General features: G+C 59.1%; 12 protein-coding genes and 1 tRNA gene. 10 read left to right on the forward strand and 3 right to left on the reverse strand.

Annotated features, from left to right (window positions below):
- Positions 1 to 82 precede the first annotated feature (82 nt).
- The 9 genes from WNY61_RS18175 (at position 83) to WNY61_RS18215 (ending at position 9,977) form a co-directional block, all read left to right on the forward strand.
- On the forward strand, positions 83 to 1,306 hold the full coding sequence (locus WNY61_RS18175) for an aminotransferase class V-fold PLP-dependent enzyme (RefSeq protein ID WP_342852860.1): 1,224 nt from the start codon (positions 83 to 85) through the stop codon (positions 1,304 to 1,306).
- Between the two features lie 60 nt (positions 1,307 to 1,366).
- Entirely contained in the window at positions 1,367 to 2,788 is a 1,422-nt protein-coding gene (locus WNY61_RS18180) for a deoxyribodipyrimidine photo-lyase (RefSeq protein WP_342852861.1), read from the forward strand.
- A gap of 63 nt (positions 2,789 to 2,851) precedes the next feature.
- Positions 2,852 to 4,063 (forward strand): cyclopropane-fatty-acyl-phospholipid synthase family protein, encoded by a 1,212-nt coding sequence (locus WNY61_RS18185; RefSeq protein ID WP_342852862.1) that lies wholly within the window; start codon positions 2,852 to 2,854, stop codon positions 4,061 to 4,063.
- Positions 4,064 to 4,099: 36 nt separating this feature from the next.
- Complete coding sequence (locus WNY61_RS18190) at positions 4,100 to 4,540, forward strand: TrgA family protein (RefSeq protein ID WP_342852863.1); 441 nt, start codon at positions 4,100 to 4,102, stop codon at positions 4,538 to 4,540.
- A 5-nt stretch (positions 4,541 to 4,545) separates the two neighbouring features.
- Positions 4,546 to 5,679: an NUDIX domain-containing protein gene (locus WNY61_RS18195; protein WP_342852864.1), complete on the forward strand. Its 1,134-nt coding sequence runs from the start codon at positions 4,546 to 4,548 to the stop codon at positions 5,677 to 5,679.
- Positions 5,680 to 5,692: 13 nt separating this feature from the next.
- A complete protein-coding gene (locus tag WNY61_RS18200; protein WP_007119677.1) occupies positions 5,693 to 6,727 on the forward strand; it encodes a cysteine synthase A in 1,035 nt (344 codons plus the stop codon).
- Entirely contained in the window at positions 6,724 to 9,096 is a 2,373-nt protein-coding gene (locus WNY61_RS18205; RefSeq protein WP_342852865.1) for a DUF3772 domain-containing protein, read from the forward strand. The genes WNY61_RS18200 and WNY61_RS18205 overlap by 4 nt, the downstream gene beginning before the upstream one ends.
- The gene (locus WNY61_RS18210) at positions 9,093 to 9,815 is read left to right on the forward strand and encodes an alanyl-tRNA editing protein (RefSeq protein WP_342852866.1); all 723 of its coding nucleotides are present in this window, start codon (positions 9,093 to 9,095) and stop codon (positions 9,813 to 9,815) included. The genes WNY61_RS18205 and WNY61_RS18210 overlap by 4 nt, the downstream gene beginning before the upstream one ends.
- 72 nt (positions 9,816 to 9,887) lie before the next feature.
- Positions 9,888 to 9,977, forward strand: a tRNA-Ser gene (locus tag WNY61_RS18215).
- 111 nt (positions 9,978 to 10,088) lie between these two features.
- On the opposite strand, the gene WNY61_RS18220 is transcribed toward WNY61_RS18215, so the two are convergent.
- The 3 genes from WNY61_RS18220 to WNY61_RS18230 form a co-directional block, all read right to left on the reverse strand.
- Positions 10,089 to 10,589 carry a L,D-transpeptidase gene (locus WNY61_RS18220; protein ID WP_342852891.1) on the reverse strand — a complete coding sequence of 167 codons (501 nt, stop codon included), beginning with the start codon at positions 10,587 to 10,589 and terminating at the stop codon, positions 10,089 to 10,091.
- Between the two features lie 200 nt (positions 10,590 to 10,789).
- Positions 10,790 to 12,460, reverse strand: coding sequence for an FAD/NAD(P)-binding protein (locus tag WNY61_RS18225; protein WP_342852867.1), 1,671 nt, complete (start codon positions 12,458 to 12,460; stop codon positions 10,790 to 10,792).
- A gap of 110 nt (positions 12,461 to 12,570) precedes the next feature.
- Positions 12,571 to 13,140, reverse strand: coding sequence for a DUF882 domain-containing protein (locus WNY61_RS18230; RefSeq protein WP_342852868.1), 570 nt, complete (start codon positions 13,138 to 13,140; stop codon positions 12,571 to 12,573).
- A 392-nt stretch (positions 13,141 to 13,532) separates the two neighbouring features.
- On the opposite strand from WNY61_RS18230, the gene WNY61_RS18235 reads away from it, so the two are divergent.
- A complete protein-coding gene (locus WNY61_RS18235; RefSeq protein WP_342852892.1) occupies positions 13,533 to 15,089 on the forward strand; it encodes a L,D-transpeptidase family protein in 1,557 nt (518 codons plus the stop codon).
- The last annotated feature ends 26 nt before the right edge of the window (positions 15,090 to 15,115 follow it).

A 15,115-nucleotide genomic window follows, 5' to 3' on the forward strand; every position in this document is an offset into this window, starting at 1 on the left:
AAATTTAGAACGGCGGCTCTTCGGGGCCGCCGTTTTTCTTTGACCGCTTGACCTTAGGCGCATCCCGGTGGACCTTCCCGCCATGCATATTGATTCCGACTGGGTCCGCGCCCAATTCCCCGCCTTCGCCGAGCCGAGCCTTCAGGGCCATGCTTTCTTTGAGAACGCCGGCGGGTCTTATACCTGCCAGCAGGTTATCGACCGGTTGCATCGTTTCTACACCCAGCGAAAGGTGCAGCCCTACGGCCCCTATGAAGCGAGCCGCTTGGGCGGGGAGGAAATGGACGAGGCGCGCAGCCGCATGGCGGCGATCCTTGGTGTGACACCAGAGGAGCTAAGCTTTGGCCCTTCGACCACGCAAAACACCTATGTGCTGGCGCAGGCCTTTGGCCAGATGATGCAGCCAGGTGAGGCGATCATCGTGACCAACCAAGACCACGAGGCCAACAGCGGCCCGTGGCGGCGCTTGGCCGAGCGAGGCATTGAAATTCGCGAGTGGCAGGTCGATCCGGAGACAGGGCATCTGGACCCGGCGGACCTTGAAGACCTTCTGGACGAAAACGTGCGGCTGGTCTGTTTTCCGCATTGCTCCAACGTGGTTGGAGAGATCAACCCAGTGACCGAGATCACCGCACTTGCTCATGCGGCGGGGGCGTTTGTCTGTGTAGATGGTGTTTCTTACGCGCCGCACGGCTTTGCCGATGTCGGGGAGTTGGGGCCGGATATTTATCTATTCTCGGCCTACAAGACTTTTGGGCCGCATCAAGGCGTGATGATCATACGCCGCGCGCTTGCAGAGTTGCTGCCGAACCAAGCGCATCACTTCAACGGCGATGTGCTGTATAAACGCTTCACGCCCGCAGGGCCGGATCACGCACAGATTGCGGCCAGCGCGGGCATGGCGGATTATATCGACGCATTCTATGCCCATCACATTGGTGGCCAAGCCGACGCCACGGCACGCGGTGTTGCCGTCCATGATGCTATGCGCGCCTATGAGACTTCGCTGCTGCAACCTCTGCTCGACGCGATGGCTGCGCGCAATTCGGTGCGGGTGATCGGCCCCACCGATGCGGGAAAACGCGCGCCGACTGTCGCACTGGCGCTCGACCGTCCCGGTGCTGATATGGCGCAGGCATTGGCCGAGCGGGGCATCATGGCGGGTGGCGGCACCTTTTACGCGGGCCGGGCACTTGGTGCGATGGGCGTGGATGAAGGCAAGGGCGTTTTGCGTCTCAGCTTCACCCACTACACGAGCTCGGGCGAGATGGATAAACTGCTGAACGCGTTAGATGATCTGCTCTGAGCCTTGACCCCGTCGCGGGGGCGCTATGTTTCGGGGTCAAGCTAGGAGCAAGCCCCGAACGTGAGTGAGAATTCCCCCATTATCATGTGGTTCCGCCGCGACCTGCGGCTGAGCGATCACCCTGCAATGGCGGCAGCCTGCAAGACGGGCCGCCCGGTGATCCCGCTGTTCATTCACGATGATCAATCGCAAGGGTTGGGCGCCGCGCCGAAGTTTCGGCTAGGGTTGGCTTTAGGCTGTCTTGCTGAAACGCTGAAAGAGAAGGGCAGCGACCTGATCCTGCGGCGCGGGGATGCGCTCGATGTTCTGCGCGATGTGATCACGCAAACCGGGGCAGGGGCGGTTTATTGGAGCCGGCTTTATGATCCTGCGGCCATCGCCCGTGACAGCCAAGTCAAAGAGGCCTTAAAGGACGAGGGTACTGAGACTTGTAGCTTTGCCGGTCATCTTATGTTCGAGCCTTGGACAGTCGAGACCAAAACCGGTGGCTATTACAAAGTCTTCACCCCCTATTGGAAAACGGTGCGCGGACGCGATGTAGCAGAGCCGCTGGCCACCCCGGATGAAATCATGTCGCCCGAAGGTTGGCCTGAAAGCGACGCGCTTGACGATTGGCAGATGGACGCAGAGATGCGGCGCGGACGTGACGTGGTGCGGCCCTTCGTTCGTCTGGGCGAGGCAGCGGCGCAATCGCGGCTCGGGACTTTCATAGCGCATATTGTTGTTGGCTATGACGAAAGTCGTGACAAACCTGGCGAAGATGGCACCTCGACCCTCTCAGAAAACCTGTCGTTAGGCGAAATCAGCCCCGCACAGTGTTGGCACGCGGGCCAGCGCGCCATGCAAGAGGGCAAACGCGGGGCGGAGACGTTCCTCAAGGAATTGGCGTGGCGCGAGTTTGCCTATCACTTGATGTACCACACGCCGCGCATCCTCGACCAAAACTGGCGCGAGGAATGGCAGGCCTTCCCTTGGAACGAGGACGAGCGCCGTGCCGAGGTGCTGGCGTGGAAACAGGGGCGCACCGGCGAGCCTTTTGTCGATGCCGCCATGCGCGAATTGCAGGTGACGGGGCGGATGCACAATCGGGGGCGCATGATCGTGGCCAGCTATCTGACCAAACACCTGATGTGCCATTGGCGCATCGGTCAAAAATGGTTCGAAGAACACCTGATCGACTGGGATCCGGCGAATAACGCGATGGGCTGGCAGTGGGCGGCAGGCTCCGGCCCCGATGCGACGCCGTTCTTTCGCATTTTTAACCCCGAGACCCAACTTGATCGCTTCGACAAGGACCGCGACTATACCCGTCGCTGGATCGCCGAGGGCCGCCCCAAACCGAGCAAAGACGCGCTCGCCTATTTCGACGCCATTCCGCGCCGCTGGGGTCGCAGCCCCGATGACGACTACCCCGATCCAATTGTCGATCTCTCGGAAGGCCGCGAACGGGCGCTGGATGCCTATCGGAACCGTGATTTTTAAACTTTTTGCGAAACTGCAACCCGCGGTTACAGTGGGTGCCAAGAACAAGAACGGAACCGAGGTATGAAGCTAACGACGACCGAGGGGCAGAAGGGTCTGCCGCGCTATTTCCCGCAGGTCTTTGCCATGGCGCAGGCGATGCAGCATGGGCGGGTGGATTTCGTCTTGCCCGATGGCCGCGCGTTTCGGGCCGAGGGAACCAAGCCCGGCCCGGTGGCCGAGGTGCACATCCACAATGATGACCTCTTTGCCCGCCTGATCCGCGAGGGCGATTTGGGTTTCTGCGACGCATATCTTGATGAATGGTGGTCCACCCCAGACCTCCAAGCTTTCATGGATTTGGTGCATGCTGGTAACGAAACCGTTTATGACGGCTTCCCCGGCCAAGGGCTGCTGCGCCAGTTTGAGAAGTTCCGTTTTTGGCTGCAACGTAACAATCGCAAGCAGGCCAAACGCAACATCAGCAAGCACTATGATTTGGGCAATGAGTTCTACGGGCTTTGGCTGGATGAGACGATGACCTATTCCTCGGCCATGTTCGAGGACGGCGCGCAAATGTCGTTAGAGGCCGCGCAGACAGCCAAATACAAATCCATGGTCGACCAGATGGGAGTGCAACCGGGCGATCATGTGCTGGAGATCGGCTGCGGCTGGGGCGGTTTCGCTGAATATGCCGCCGCCGAACGGGGCTTGCATGTCACCGCCCTTACAATCAGCGCCGAGCAGTATAAATACGCGGTGGACCGGATCGAGAAAGCCGGGCTATCAGACCGTGTTACGTTTAAACTGCAAGACTATCGCGATGAGCGCGGGCTCTATGACGGCATCGCCAGTATCGAGATGTTTGAGGCGGTAGGCGAGCAATATTGGCCAATCTATTTCGAGACCGTGCGCCAGAGGTTGAAGCCCGGACGTGCGGCCACTTTGCAGATCATTACCGTCGATCACGCCCGCTGGGACGTCTATAAGCGCGGCGTCGACTTTATTCAGAAATACATCTTTCCGGGCGGCATGTTGCCCAGCCCCAAGGTGCTGCGCGAGCAGGTAGAACGCGCGGGTCTGGTGGTCGACCGCTCTGTCGAGTTCGGCAAGAGCTATGACATCACGCTGCGCCGCTGGCATGAGACCTTTAATCAAAAATGGGGCGAGATCACCGCGCTTGGCTTTGATGAACGATTTCGCCGGATGTGGAATTTTTACCTCACTTCCTGTGCTGCAACATTTGACAGTGGAAATTGCGATGTGACGCAGATTACGGTACGGCGACCTGTGTGACCGCCACTGCGGTCACCCCCCGCAAGGAGCCGAAATATGCCGACAGGTGCACGACTTATGGCCGCGATCTCGCTCGCGGTGCTGGCTTTTATCCTATCGGGGATGGTCGTGCCCTTGATGCCGGAAAGCACGGATTTCGGGTATTTCCTACCGCTGAACATCGTATTGGGCCTGCTGGTGGGCTGGTCCGTTATGGGCAGGCGTGCCGGGCGGGGCACTACGGCGGCGATTAACAATGGTCTGGCTGGGGTCTTTGTGCTCATGCTTTGGGCGATTTTCCTACAAGCGGCGAATGAGATGGTCCGACTGGCCTTGCGAAACCGCTATGACGATCCCTTTGAGGCTATTGTCGCCGTTTTCCAAATCGGAGCAGAGTTCGGCGTGATGATTGCCACTGTACCGATGGCCGTGGCGCTTGTAGTGGGGGCGGTGATCTCAGGTCTGTTGACCGAATTTGCTTATAATCGTTGGTCCTAACTACAATGCGACATTTGTTTATTTACGGAACTCTGCGGCATCTGCCGCTGCTAAATCTTGTGCTGGGCCGTCCCACAGAGGCGATAGACCTCAGCTCCGCCGTTTTGCCCGGCTACCGCGTTTTTGCTGCTGCGGAAGGCCCATTTCCCACTATCGCAAAGGATGACGGCTCTGAGACCGTGGGCCTGCTGCTGCGCGACCTCAGCGCAGATGATTTTACCCGGCTCGACTTTTACGAAGGCGCGTTTGACTACGATCTGGTGCCGGTGACATTGGCGGACGGGCAGGCGGCAGAGGTTTATCTGCCGCAGCCGGGGCGGTGGACCGCAGAGGGGCCGTGGTCATTAGAGCAATGGGAGGCCGATTGGGCCGAACTGTCGTGCCATGCGGCGCGCGAGGTGATGAGCTATATCGGCAAACGCCCCCGCGCCGAGGTTGACGCGATGTTCCCGATGATCCGCCGTCGGGCCTATCAGCAGGTGTTGGCCAAGCAGGGACAGCATGATCCGCGCACCTTGGGCGGCAAGATCGACATCACCCACCGCAGCCGCGCCTATGCGAATTTCTTTGCCCTTGATGAAATCTCTCTTCGGCATGAAACCTTCAAAGGCGGCATGTCAGCCCAGATTGACCGTGAAGTTTTCATCAGCGCGGATGCGGCGCTGGTGCTGCCCTATGATCCAGTGCGTGACTGCGTGCTGCTGGTGGAACAAATCCGCATGGGGCCGCTGGCACGAGGCGACGAGACCTGTTGGCAGTTAGAACCCATCGCAGGCCATATAGACCCCGGCGAGACACCGCAGGCCGCCGCCCGGCGCGAAGCTCTTGAAGAAGCTGGGATCACACTGGGCAAGCTGGAGCCGGTTGCCAACGTCTACGCCTCCCCCGGAAACGCGACCGAATTCTTTCACATTTTCGTGGGCTTGGCAGATTTACCGGACCTAATTACCGGCACGGGCGGTTTGGCCTCCGAAGGTGAGGATATCCGCTCACATCTGATGTCATTCGATGGATTGATGGCCTTGGCTGACGCGCAGGCGCTTGCCAATGCGCCTTTGGTGGCAAGCGCCTATTGGCTGGCCCGTCACCGCGAACGCTTGAGGTCCGAAGGCACGACAGCTAAACCGGATGGAACATGAATTGGGGGCAAACATGCAGGTTGCAAAAGATCTGGCCGAGGCCATTGGAAACACACCGCTGATCCGGCTGCGCGGCGCGAGCGAAGAGACCGGCTGCGAAATTCTTGGCAAAGCGGAATTCATGAACCCCGGTCAGTCGGTCAAGGACCGCGCGGCGCTGTTCATCATTCGCGACGCTATCGCAAGGGGCGAGTTGAAGCCCGGCGGCACCATTGTCGAAGGCACGGCTGGCAACACCGGCATCGGTCTGGCGTTGGTCGGCGCATCAATGGGGTTCAAAACCGTGATCGTCATCCCTGAGACCCAATCTCAGGAAAAGAAGGACATGCTGCGTCTTGCCGGTGCCGAACTGGTGCAGGTGCCCGCGGCCCCCTACAAGAACCCCAACAACTTCGTGCGCTATTCTGAACGTCTGGCCAAAGAACTCGCCAAGACCACGCCCGAAGGGGTGATCTGGGCCAACCAATTCGACAACACCGCCAACCGTCAGGCGCATGTAGAGACGACTGGCCCCGAGATCTGGGAACAGACTGGCGGTAAAGTGGATGGGTTCTGCTGCGCCGTAGGCTCTGGCGGTACGCTGGTTGGTGTCGCCATGGCGCTGCAGCCCAAGGGCGTGAAGATCGCGCTGGCCGACCCAGACGGCGCGGCGCTGCACAATTATTACACCGAAGGCGAGTTGAAGGCCGAGGGCAGTTCCATTGCCGAAGGCATCGGGCAGGGGCGGATCACCGCCAACCTCGAAGGCTTCAAGCCGGATTACAGCTATAACATCTCTGACGAAGAAGCCCTGCCAGTGGTCTTTGACCTACTGGAGAACGAAGGGCTTTGCCTTGGGGCGTCTTCGGGCGTCAACGTCGCGGGTGCCATGCGCATGGCAAAAGACATGGGGCCGGGGCATACGATTGTCACCGTGCTTTGTGATTTTGGCACGCGGTACCAATCCAAGCTCTTCAACCCAGAATTCCTGCGCGAGAAAGGGCTGCCAACGCCCGACTGGCTTGATGCCGCGCCGCAATCCATTCCAGGTGTTTTCGAGGATACATGACCCAAATACTCCGCTTCGCCCTAAGCCTCACCGCGTTGCTGGTCTGGCTGACCGGCGCTGCACTCGCTCAAGAACCGGTCCTGCCGGACTTTGACGAGTGGGAAACTGTCGCCTCGACCGCTGAAACAGCGGTAGATGATCCGGACACTACTGAAACCATGCTTGAGGTGCAGCGCGCCCGGCTGGTCGAGTACCGTGGAAAATTCGACTCTGCGCGCAATCTGAACGCGGCGCGGATCAGCACCCTGCGCGAACAGCTGGCCGCTCTTGGCACCGCTCCCGAAAGCGAAATCGCCGAGCCGGAATCGCCTGAGGTAGCTGCCAGCCGGGAGGAGCTAAACCGACAGCTCAACACTCTGCTAAATCCGGTTCAGCGCGCCGAAGCAGCATATCTACGTGCCGACGCCCTAATCGGCCAGATCGATGTAGCCCTACGCGATCTCCAGACCGAGCAGCTTCTGGAGGTCGTCCCGACGCCGCTTAATCCCGTGCATTGGCGCACGGCGATTGATGATCTGGCCACCGCAGCAGGTGAGATCGCCGCAGAAGCCCCCAACAATGCCAAAGCGGCGCGTCGGGATTTATTGTCATCACTTCCAGCGGTGCTGGCTTTTTCCGTTTTAGGCTTGGTGCTGATTCTTCGCGGGCATCATTGGTCGACTGCAATCGTCGGACGTCTGCAGCGGTTCGGCGCGCGGGGCTTTGGCATTTGGCGCTTTGTCGTTTCTTTGCTGCGGATCATCCTGCCCACAGTTGGACTGTTCTTGTTGGTCATGTCCGTGCTGGCAACTGGCTGGCTTGGTCCGCGTGGCGCTGCTTTGGTAAAGCTGATCCCGGTGATCGGCGGCGCGATGTTGGGTGTTCGCTGGGTGGCCGAGCGGGTATTTTCACGAGATGAAGACGAGGCGCTGATCCTCCTCCCCGCGACTGAGCGTAAGGCTGTCCGCTTTTACGTGAGCATCATCACCGGCACCATCATTCTAGGGGCGATCATCGATGCCATCTTTGACGGGCACCAACCTGCTGAGACCACTGAAGCGGTGTTGCGCCTGCCTGTCATGCTGCTTAGCGCCTTTGCTTTGTTCCGCATTGGTCGCATATTGCACGGCCACAACGACCCGCAGGTCGAAGAAACACCTGCCTCCGAAGAACCCCGCATTTCGACACTCAGCCGTGTCGTGCGCGGTCTGGGCCTTGGCGCAATGATCGTTGCTATCTTGTCGCCCCTCTTGCTGATCAGTGGCTATTACAACGCCGCTGTTTCGCTGCTGCCACCCTATGTTAGCACGCTGGTCCTGTTGGGGCTCGTCATGACGCTGCAACGGTTTTTGGCAGATGTTTACGGCGCAGTGACCGGGCAGGGGGTGCAGGCGCGTGACGCGCTGATGCCGGTGTTCTTTGGCTTGATCCTGCTGTTGCTGTCACTGCCAGTGATGGCGCTGGCGTGGGGCGCGCGGGTCACTGACCTGACGGAGCTTTGGGCGCTCTTTAGCCGCGGATTCGCTTTTGGCGAAACCCGTGTCCGCCCAACGGATTTCCTGTCTTTCGCGGTGATCTTTGTCATTGGCTATGCCGCAACCCGTCTGTTCCAGGGCGCGCTGCGTAGCAATGTGCTGCCTAAAACGCGGATGGACATCGGCGGGCAGAACGCCATCGTTTCGGGGATCGGCTATGTCGGTATTTTCCTTGCTGCGCTGCTGGCCATCACCGGGGCCGGGATCGACCTGTCGGCGCTGGCCTACGTCGCCGGTGCGCTTTCGGTGGGTATCGGTTTTGGTCTGCAAAACGTTGTGTCAAACTTCGTCTCGGGGATCATTTTGTTGATCGAGCGACCGATTTCCGAAGGCGACTGGATCGAAGTTGGCGGCCAGATGGGCTATGTGCGCGACATCTCTGTACGCTCGACAAGGATCGAAACCTTTGACCGCACCGATGTCATCGTCCCCAATGCAGACCTAATCAGCGGCACGGTCACCAACTACACGCGTGGCAATACCGTAGGCCGTCTGATCGTGCCTGTGGGTGTGGCCTATGGCACCGACACCAAGCGCGTCGAAGGCATCCTGCAAGAGATCGCAAAGGCGCAGCCGATCGTGCTCACCAACCCGCCGCCCGCAGTGCTTTTCCTGAACTTCGGCGCCGATGCACTTGAGTTTGAAGTCCGCTGCTACCTGCGTGACGTTAATTGGATGATGAAGGTCAAGAACGACATCAACCATGCCATCGCGGCCCGCTTTAAAGACGAAGAAATCGAGATTCCATTCGCCCAACGCGATCTGTGGCTGCGCAACCCTGAGGTGCTGAAGCCCGCAGCAACGACCGCATCAGACGTAGAAGACAAAAGCGAGACGGCGGAACCGCAAGCATGACGGGCGAACTATTCCGGCAGGAAACTTACTTGCGCGATGCACCCGCCCGTGTGGCGGCGCATACACCCGAGGGCGGCGTGATTTTGGAGAACTCGCTTTTCTACCCCACAGGGGGAGGTCAGCCGGGCGATAGCGGTTGGTTGACTTGGGACAGGCAGGAACTTTCCATCGCGACCACGGTACGGGACCGCGACAGCGGCCGCATCGCGCTAGTCCCGGCAGAGCCACGCGCTCTGCCGCCCATCGGCGCCTATGTAACCCAAGAACTTGACTGGGACCGGCGTCACAAGCACATGCGCGTGCACACGGCGCTACACCTGCTGTCGGTCGTGATCCCCCATCCGGTGACAGGCGGGCAAATCTCGGCCAGTCATGGGCGGCTCGATTTCAACATGCCCGACGCGCCGCAAGATCGCGGGGAGTTAGAAGAAGCGCTGAACCACTTTGTCTCGCTGGATGCGCGGGTCAGCGAGGATTGGATCACCGAGGCCGAGCTCGACGCAGCACCTGAGTTGATCAAGACCATGTCAGTCGCGCCTCCACGTGGGCGCGGAGATATTCGGCTGATCCGTATCGGAGAGCCGCAGGAGCCCATCGACCTACAACCCTGCGGCGGCACACATGTGGCGCGAACCGGCGAAATCGGCGCGCTTCGTCTTGGAAAGATTGAGAAAAAAGGTCGATTGAACCGTCGCGTTTACGTTCATCTTGGCGGTTGAATAAATTTATCCGCCTTGGGGGGATTTCGCTCTTGCAACTCACTGTCCCCCCAAGCTAAACCGCGCATCAACGGAGCGGTGGCCGAGTGGTCGAAGGCGCACGCCTGGAAAGTGTGTAGGCGGGAGACCGTCTCCAGGGTTCGAATCCCTGTCGCTCCGCCATTATATTTTTTGTCAGTATTGCAGGTATCAAGCCCATTTGGGCCGGTTGCATGAACATGCAAAAAAGCCCGGCACCTTTCGGGCCGGGCTTTTGCATTCCTATTACGATCTTCAGACCAGCGGTTCGTAGAGGACCACACGGGTGTTCATTGGAACCCGGTCATAAAGCTCGGCCATTTGGTCATTCACCAATCGCGCACAGCCGTTCGACACACGCTTGCCCAGTGTGCTGGGGTCATCTGTGCCATGAATGCGCAAGAACGTATCGCCCTGTTCTTCGGTAAACAGGTAAAGCCCACGCGAACCGAGCGGATTGTCCAGACCGCCTTCCATTCCGTCGGAATACTTCGCATATTTCTCCGGTTCGCGGTCGATCATATCTGGGGTCGGGGTCCAGCTTGGCCATTCTTTCTTGGCCCCAACGTAGAACTCACCGGATTCGTAAAGACCGGGACGGCCAACGCCCACGGTGTAACGCCATGCCATATTGTCAGGCAACGTCCAGTAAAGGGCAAAATTGTCCGGATCGACGTGGATCTCATAGGGTGGCGCGCCTGCAGCAATCGGTACCTTGCGCGGCATCATGTCTGGCGGCACATCATAGCTCGGCATTTCTTTCGGAGCATGTGCAAGCGCGGGTGTTGCGAGAGCTGTACTAAGTGCTGCGCCGCTTACCGCCGCGCCGGTGATGAAATGTCGTCTTCTCATTACGTCGTTCCCCTTTTCTTCGATCGAGTGTTGTGGGTGAAACCAATTTCGGGCCGCGTCGTTCCATCTTAAGCGAAGGATCACAAACTGTTGTGGTTTTGCCATTACTCAGCTGGGCGCGCTTTTCGCAATCGCGCCACCACGCCGTCCGCCCAGCGGTCGGCAGAGTGCCCAAAGCAATCATGCAGCGAATCCACAGCCGTCACGCTGCCAAGCGCCAGACGTCCCAACAGACAAAGACCCGATACGGGGCTTCCGCTTTGGTCGCGCAGGGTGCCGTCAGGCTCAGTCGCGGCGGCCAGATCGTCTGAGACTGCGACGATCAAGCCCTTTGTGATGAGACCGGGCAGGGGCGGAACTTTTATATTTGACAGCGCAGGCGCGGGCAGCACCGCGTCTATGATGAGAGAGACCTCGACCTGCTGACCTTCTACGCCCAGCATCCACCCTTGAGATTTTTCAATGATTTCTGGGTCTCCGGCGAAAGCCAGATCGGCTAGGCCTGCGTCGATCAAAGCCAAAAGCTCACGCGCGGAGGACAAGGGCGGGCCGTAGGAGTATCGTTTTAACCCTTCGTCGAAATCAATTAGGTGCTTCGCGGTTTCAGGGGTGGCGCATCCGGGATTGAAGGCCGCGCGCCATTCGTCCTGCCATTTGCGCCAGACCTGACCAAGCGCATAGCCGATGGTTGGCGCAGCATGGCCCGCAGCCAATGCAATCCCATGTCGCAATGCATCCATCGGCGCTTGACGGTCTTGCGCCCCGGGTTCAGCCCATTCTGTCGCCAGCCAATCCAAGACCTGCGTATCGTTCACACCTTGGGGCGCAAGAATGCGGGTCACGACCGGCGCCAACGCCCCGTTGATATGTGTTGCTGCCTCCTTTGGTGCCGTGCTCACCGCTGCGGCGGCTGCCCGGGCGAAGTGCGCGGTCTCTTCGGGTGTGGGCGCAAAAAGCGCGTCTAGGTCCGCGCCCTGCGGTTTGGGGAAGGGCGGCTGACCGTTGAGCGAGAACGGTAGAATGCAGGCAGGCTCTCGGCCAGAGGGGTGATACCCCGCTGCACTAAAGCGACCGCCCTGCGCGATGGTAAGGCTGCGAAACACATCGAAGGTTGATAGACCCAGTCCCCGAATGGCCACAGGTTTCCCCTGCCATTCCGACACTCGGTCGCATAATTCCGCTGCTGGATAGGCCGGCGCAACTTCCGCAGTAGATTGAGCTGCATGGGTCTGCCAACTGGCCCATTGGGCGTCCGGCTCAACCGGGGGTTGGCCAAGGGTAAGAAGGACCTCATCGTAATGCGCAGGCTGGCCGTTCTCTATATGGAGGCACCAGCCAGGTGCCTCCTGCGAGACCCGTTCCACATTTTTGCGCAATAACGTGATCTTAGCGTCGGACCTAGTAAATCCCCGCTTAAATAAATCATCGCGCCGCGCTTCGAGGTAGCGGCCCATGTCAGCGCGTGACGGAAAATGATCACAATCAAAGGGTTTGTCCTGCCAATCTGCGAAACTGCCCACGGCGGTTCCTTGAGGTGGCCGAATGGCAATATCTCGGTAGGGTATGTTGAGAAGACAATACTCCGGCTCCGACGGCGCGAAATTTGGTCCTGCGCCGGGGAAGGGGCTCGGCTCATAGATATCAATCTGCACGCGGCGCCCAGTTTCCCGCAACCGCTGAGACAACGCCTCTAGCGCGCCAAGCCCGCGCGGGCCGAAACCGATCACCGCAATTCTTGCCGTACCCTTTGCCCGCATGGCGCCGCCCCAGTTCATTCAGCGCAACCTTAAATCCGGGCCAACGGCGGGGAAAGTCCTGTCGCGCAACAAAAAAGGCACCCTAAGGTGCCCTAATCAAATCATATATCTAACTGCGTTGGCTGCGATCAACCGCCCCAGCTGCGAACGTTGCCGCAATCCATGTGGGTGAAGTTGGAACCAGAGTAACGCCCGACCCCACCGCCGGCGCAGGCGACTGCCGCGCGGGCCACTTGATGCACAGAGCGCGACGCCAGACGCAGGTCAGCGGCTTGGCCTTTTAGGTGCAGCGAATTTTTGGCCACACCGCTAGAGCGGGAGCGCAGCATCGCGTTGGTTTTAGGGCTACGGTAGCCAGAGAGGAGCATATAAGGCTCGTTCACGTCCAGCAGGTTATGCGATGCAGCCATGATATCGACGGTACGCAGGTCCATGTTCGTGACCTCATCCGTCCGCCAATCGCGCATAAAGTGGTTGATCTCAGCAAAGGCGTCTTTGATATAGTGGCCTTCGATCCAATAGATCATATCCAGTCGTTCACCTGTACGGCCGGAGTACATACGGATGCGGCGAATGTCGCCAGCGCCACGCAGGAAACCTGCCGCGTTGGAGAAGGTAGGGGCTGCTGCAACAGTGGTTGCTGCGAATGCACCCAAAAGGGCGCGTCGGGTCATACCCGAGGAGCTTTTGCCTGTCATGTGTCTCTGTCCCGTTGTCTGCCTAAGTTACCCAAGATGTTACATGGGCCATTCATCTCATCCCCAGATGCAACATTGTTATTGCATAGCGGGAAAATCTGACCAAGACCTGAATCGAAATGGTTCCCGACCGCATCAAATTTAGGCAAGTTTTTGCGCAAAGCGTTTAAAAAACCCAGTGTTTACAGGGAAAAGCGATGCGCGATGCGCACAATCAAAATGCAGAATTTTTCACGAACGGAAATTTGAATGGACTTGCGCGTCTATATATTGGCAAACCGAACAGGCGATAGGGTCGCTTGGCGGCAGAGATATATTCCACGGGGAACGACATGGCATTCAGCGCGACTTTTTCACGGCAATTGCCCAATCTAATTGCAGGGCTGGCCCTGATGATCGCGGCGCTGGTTCTACCTGGACCTGTTGCGGCGCAGGTCACAGCTTTCAAGCAAGCGGTCGCTGAGGCAGCAGCCCAAGACGATGATATTGCGGCCTTCTATCGTGAGAATGATTATACCGCGATCTGGACAGGAGCGGCCGACACACATCGCGCCCGACGTTCTGAATTGCTGCGCGCGATCAGCGCCGCGGATGATCATGGCCTGCCCGTTACCCGCTATAATCCAGACGCCGTCTTGGAAATGCTGCGCAATGCAAAATCCCCGCGCGACCGGGGATTCGCCGAAGTGGAACTTAGCCGGGTCTTCCTGCGCTATGCCCGGGACGTGCAGACCGGCGTCTTGATCCCCAAGCGGATCATCAGCCAAATCGTGCGCGAAATTCCTTACCGCGACCGCAAAACATACCTGCAAGACTTGCCGAAAACCTCGCCCGCCGCCTATTTCCGCGCGCTGCCGCCGCGCAGCCTTGAGTATAATGCGTTGCTCAAAGAAAAAATCGTGATGGAAAAGCTGTTGTCGCAGGGCGGGTGGGGCCCCTCGGTGCCCGCAGGCAAACTTGAGCCGGGCGATACCGGCAATGATGTGATCGCGCTGCGCAACCGCCTGATTGCCATGGGCTACCTTGAGCGCTCGAACGCCGTTGGCTATGACGCAACTCTCACCGATGCCGTGCGCCAGTTCCAAGAGGCCCATGGATTGAACACCGATGGCGTGGCCGGTCCGGCCACCATGAAGCAGATCAACATCGGTGTTGAGCAGCGGCTGCAATCGGTCATGGTCGCGTTGGAGCGCGAGCGTTGGTTCAACACCGACCGTGGCAAGCGTCATATCCTCGTAAACATCCCCGACTTCTCGGCCAAGATCATTGACGATGGAAAGACTACCTTCCAGACCCGCTCAGTTGTTGGCGCCGCACGCGAAGACCGCCCAACGCCCGAATTTTCCGATGTGATGGAACATATGGTGGTGAACCCAAGCTGGTACGTCCCGCGCTCCATCGTGACCGGGGAATACCTGCCGCAACTCAAGCAGAACCGTAATGCGGTGAGCCATATTGAAATCACCGACAGGAATGGACGGAAGGTGAACCGCGGTGCCGTAAACTTTAGCAAGTACACCGCTCGGACCTTCCCCTTTTCCATGCGCCAACCGCCCAGCAACACCAATGCGCTCGGGTTGGTGAAATTCATGTTCCCGAACAAGTATAACATCTACCTGCATGACACGCCCGCCAAGAGCCTGTTTGACCGGGACGTGCGCGCGTTTAGCCATGGTTGCGTCCGTCTGGCCGAACCCTTTGAGTTCGCCTATGCACTGATGGCGCCGCAATCTGCGGACCCCGAGGGTGAATTCCAAGCGGTGCTGCGCAGTGGCCGCGAGACCCGGATCGTTCTTGAGGAGCAGGTTCCCGTTCACCTGATCTACCGCACCGCCGTCACCAATGCCCGTGGCCACACCGAATACCGTGATGACGTCTATGGCCGGGATGCGCTGATCTGGAACGCGCTGGCCAAGGCGGGGGTGGCCTTGCGCGGCGTTCAGGGGTAACTCTCGGGCGCGCAACAAGTAAGGGC

The sequence above is a fragment of the Sulfitobacter sp. AS92 genome (assembly GCF_038900015.1).
Taxonomy (GTDB): Bacteria; Pseudomonadota; Alphaproteobacteria; order Rhodobacterales; family Rhodobacteraceae; genus Sulfitobacter.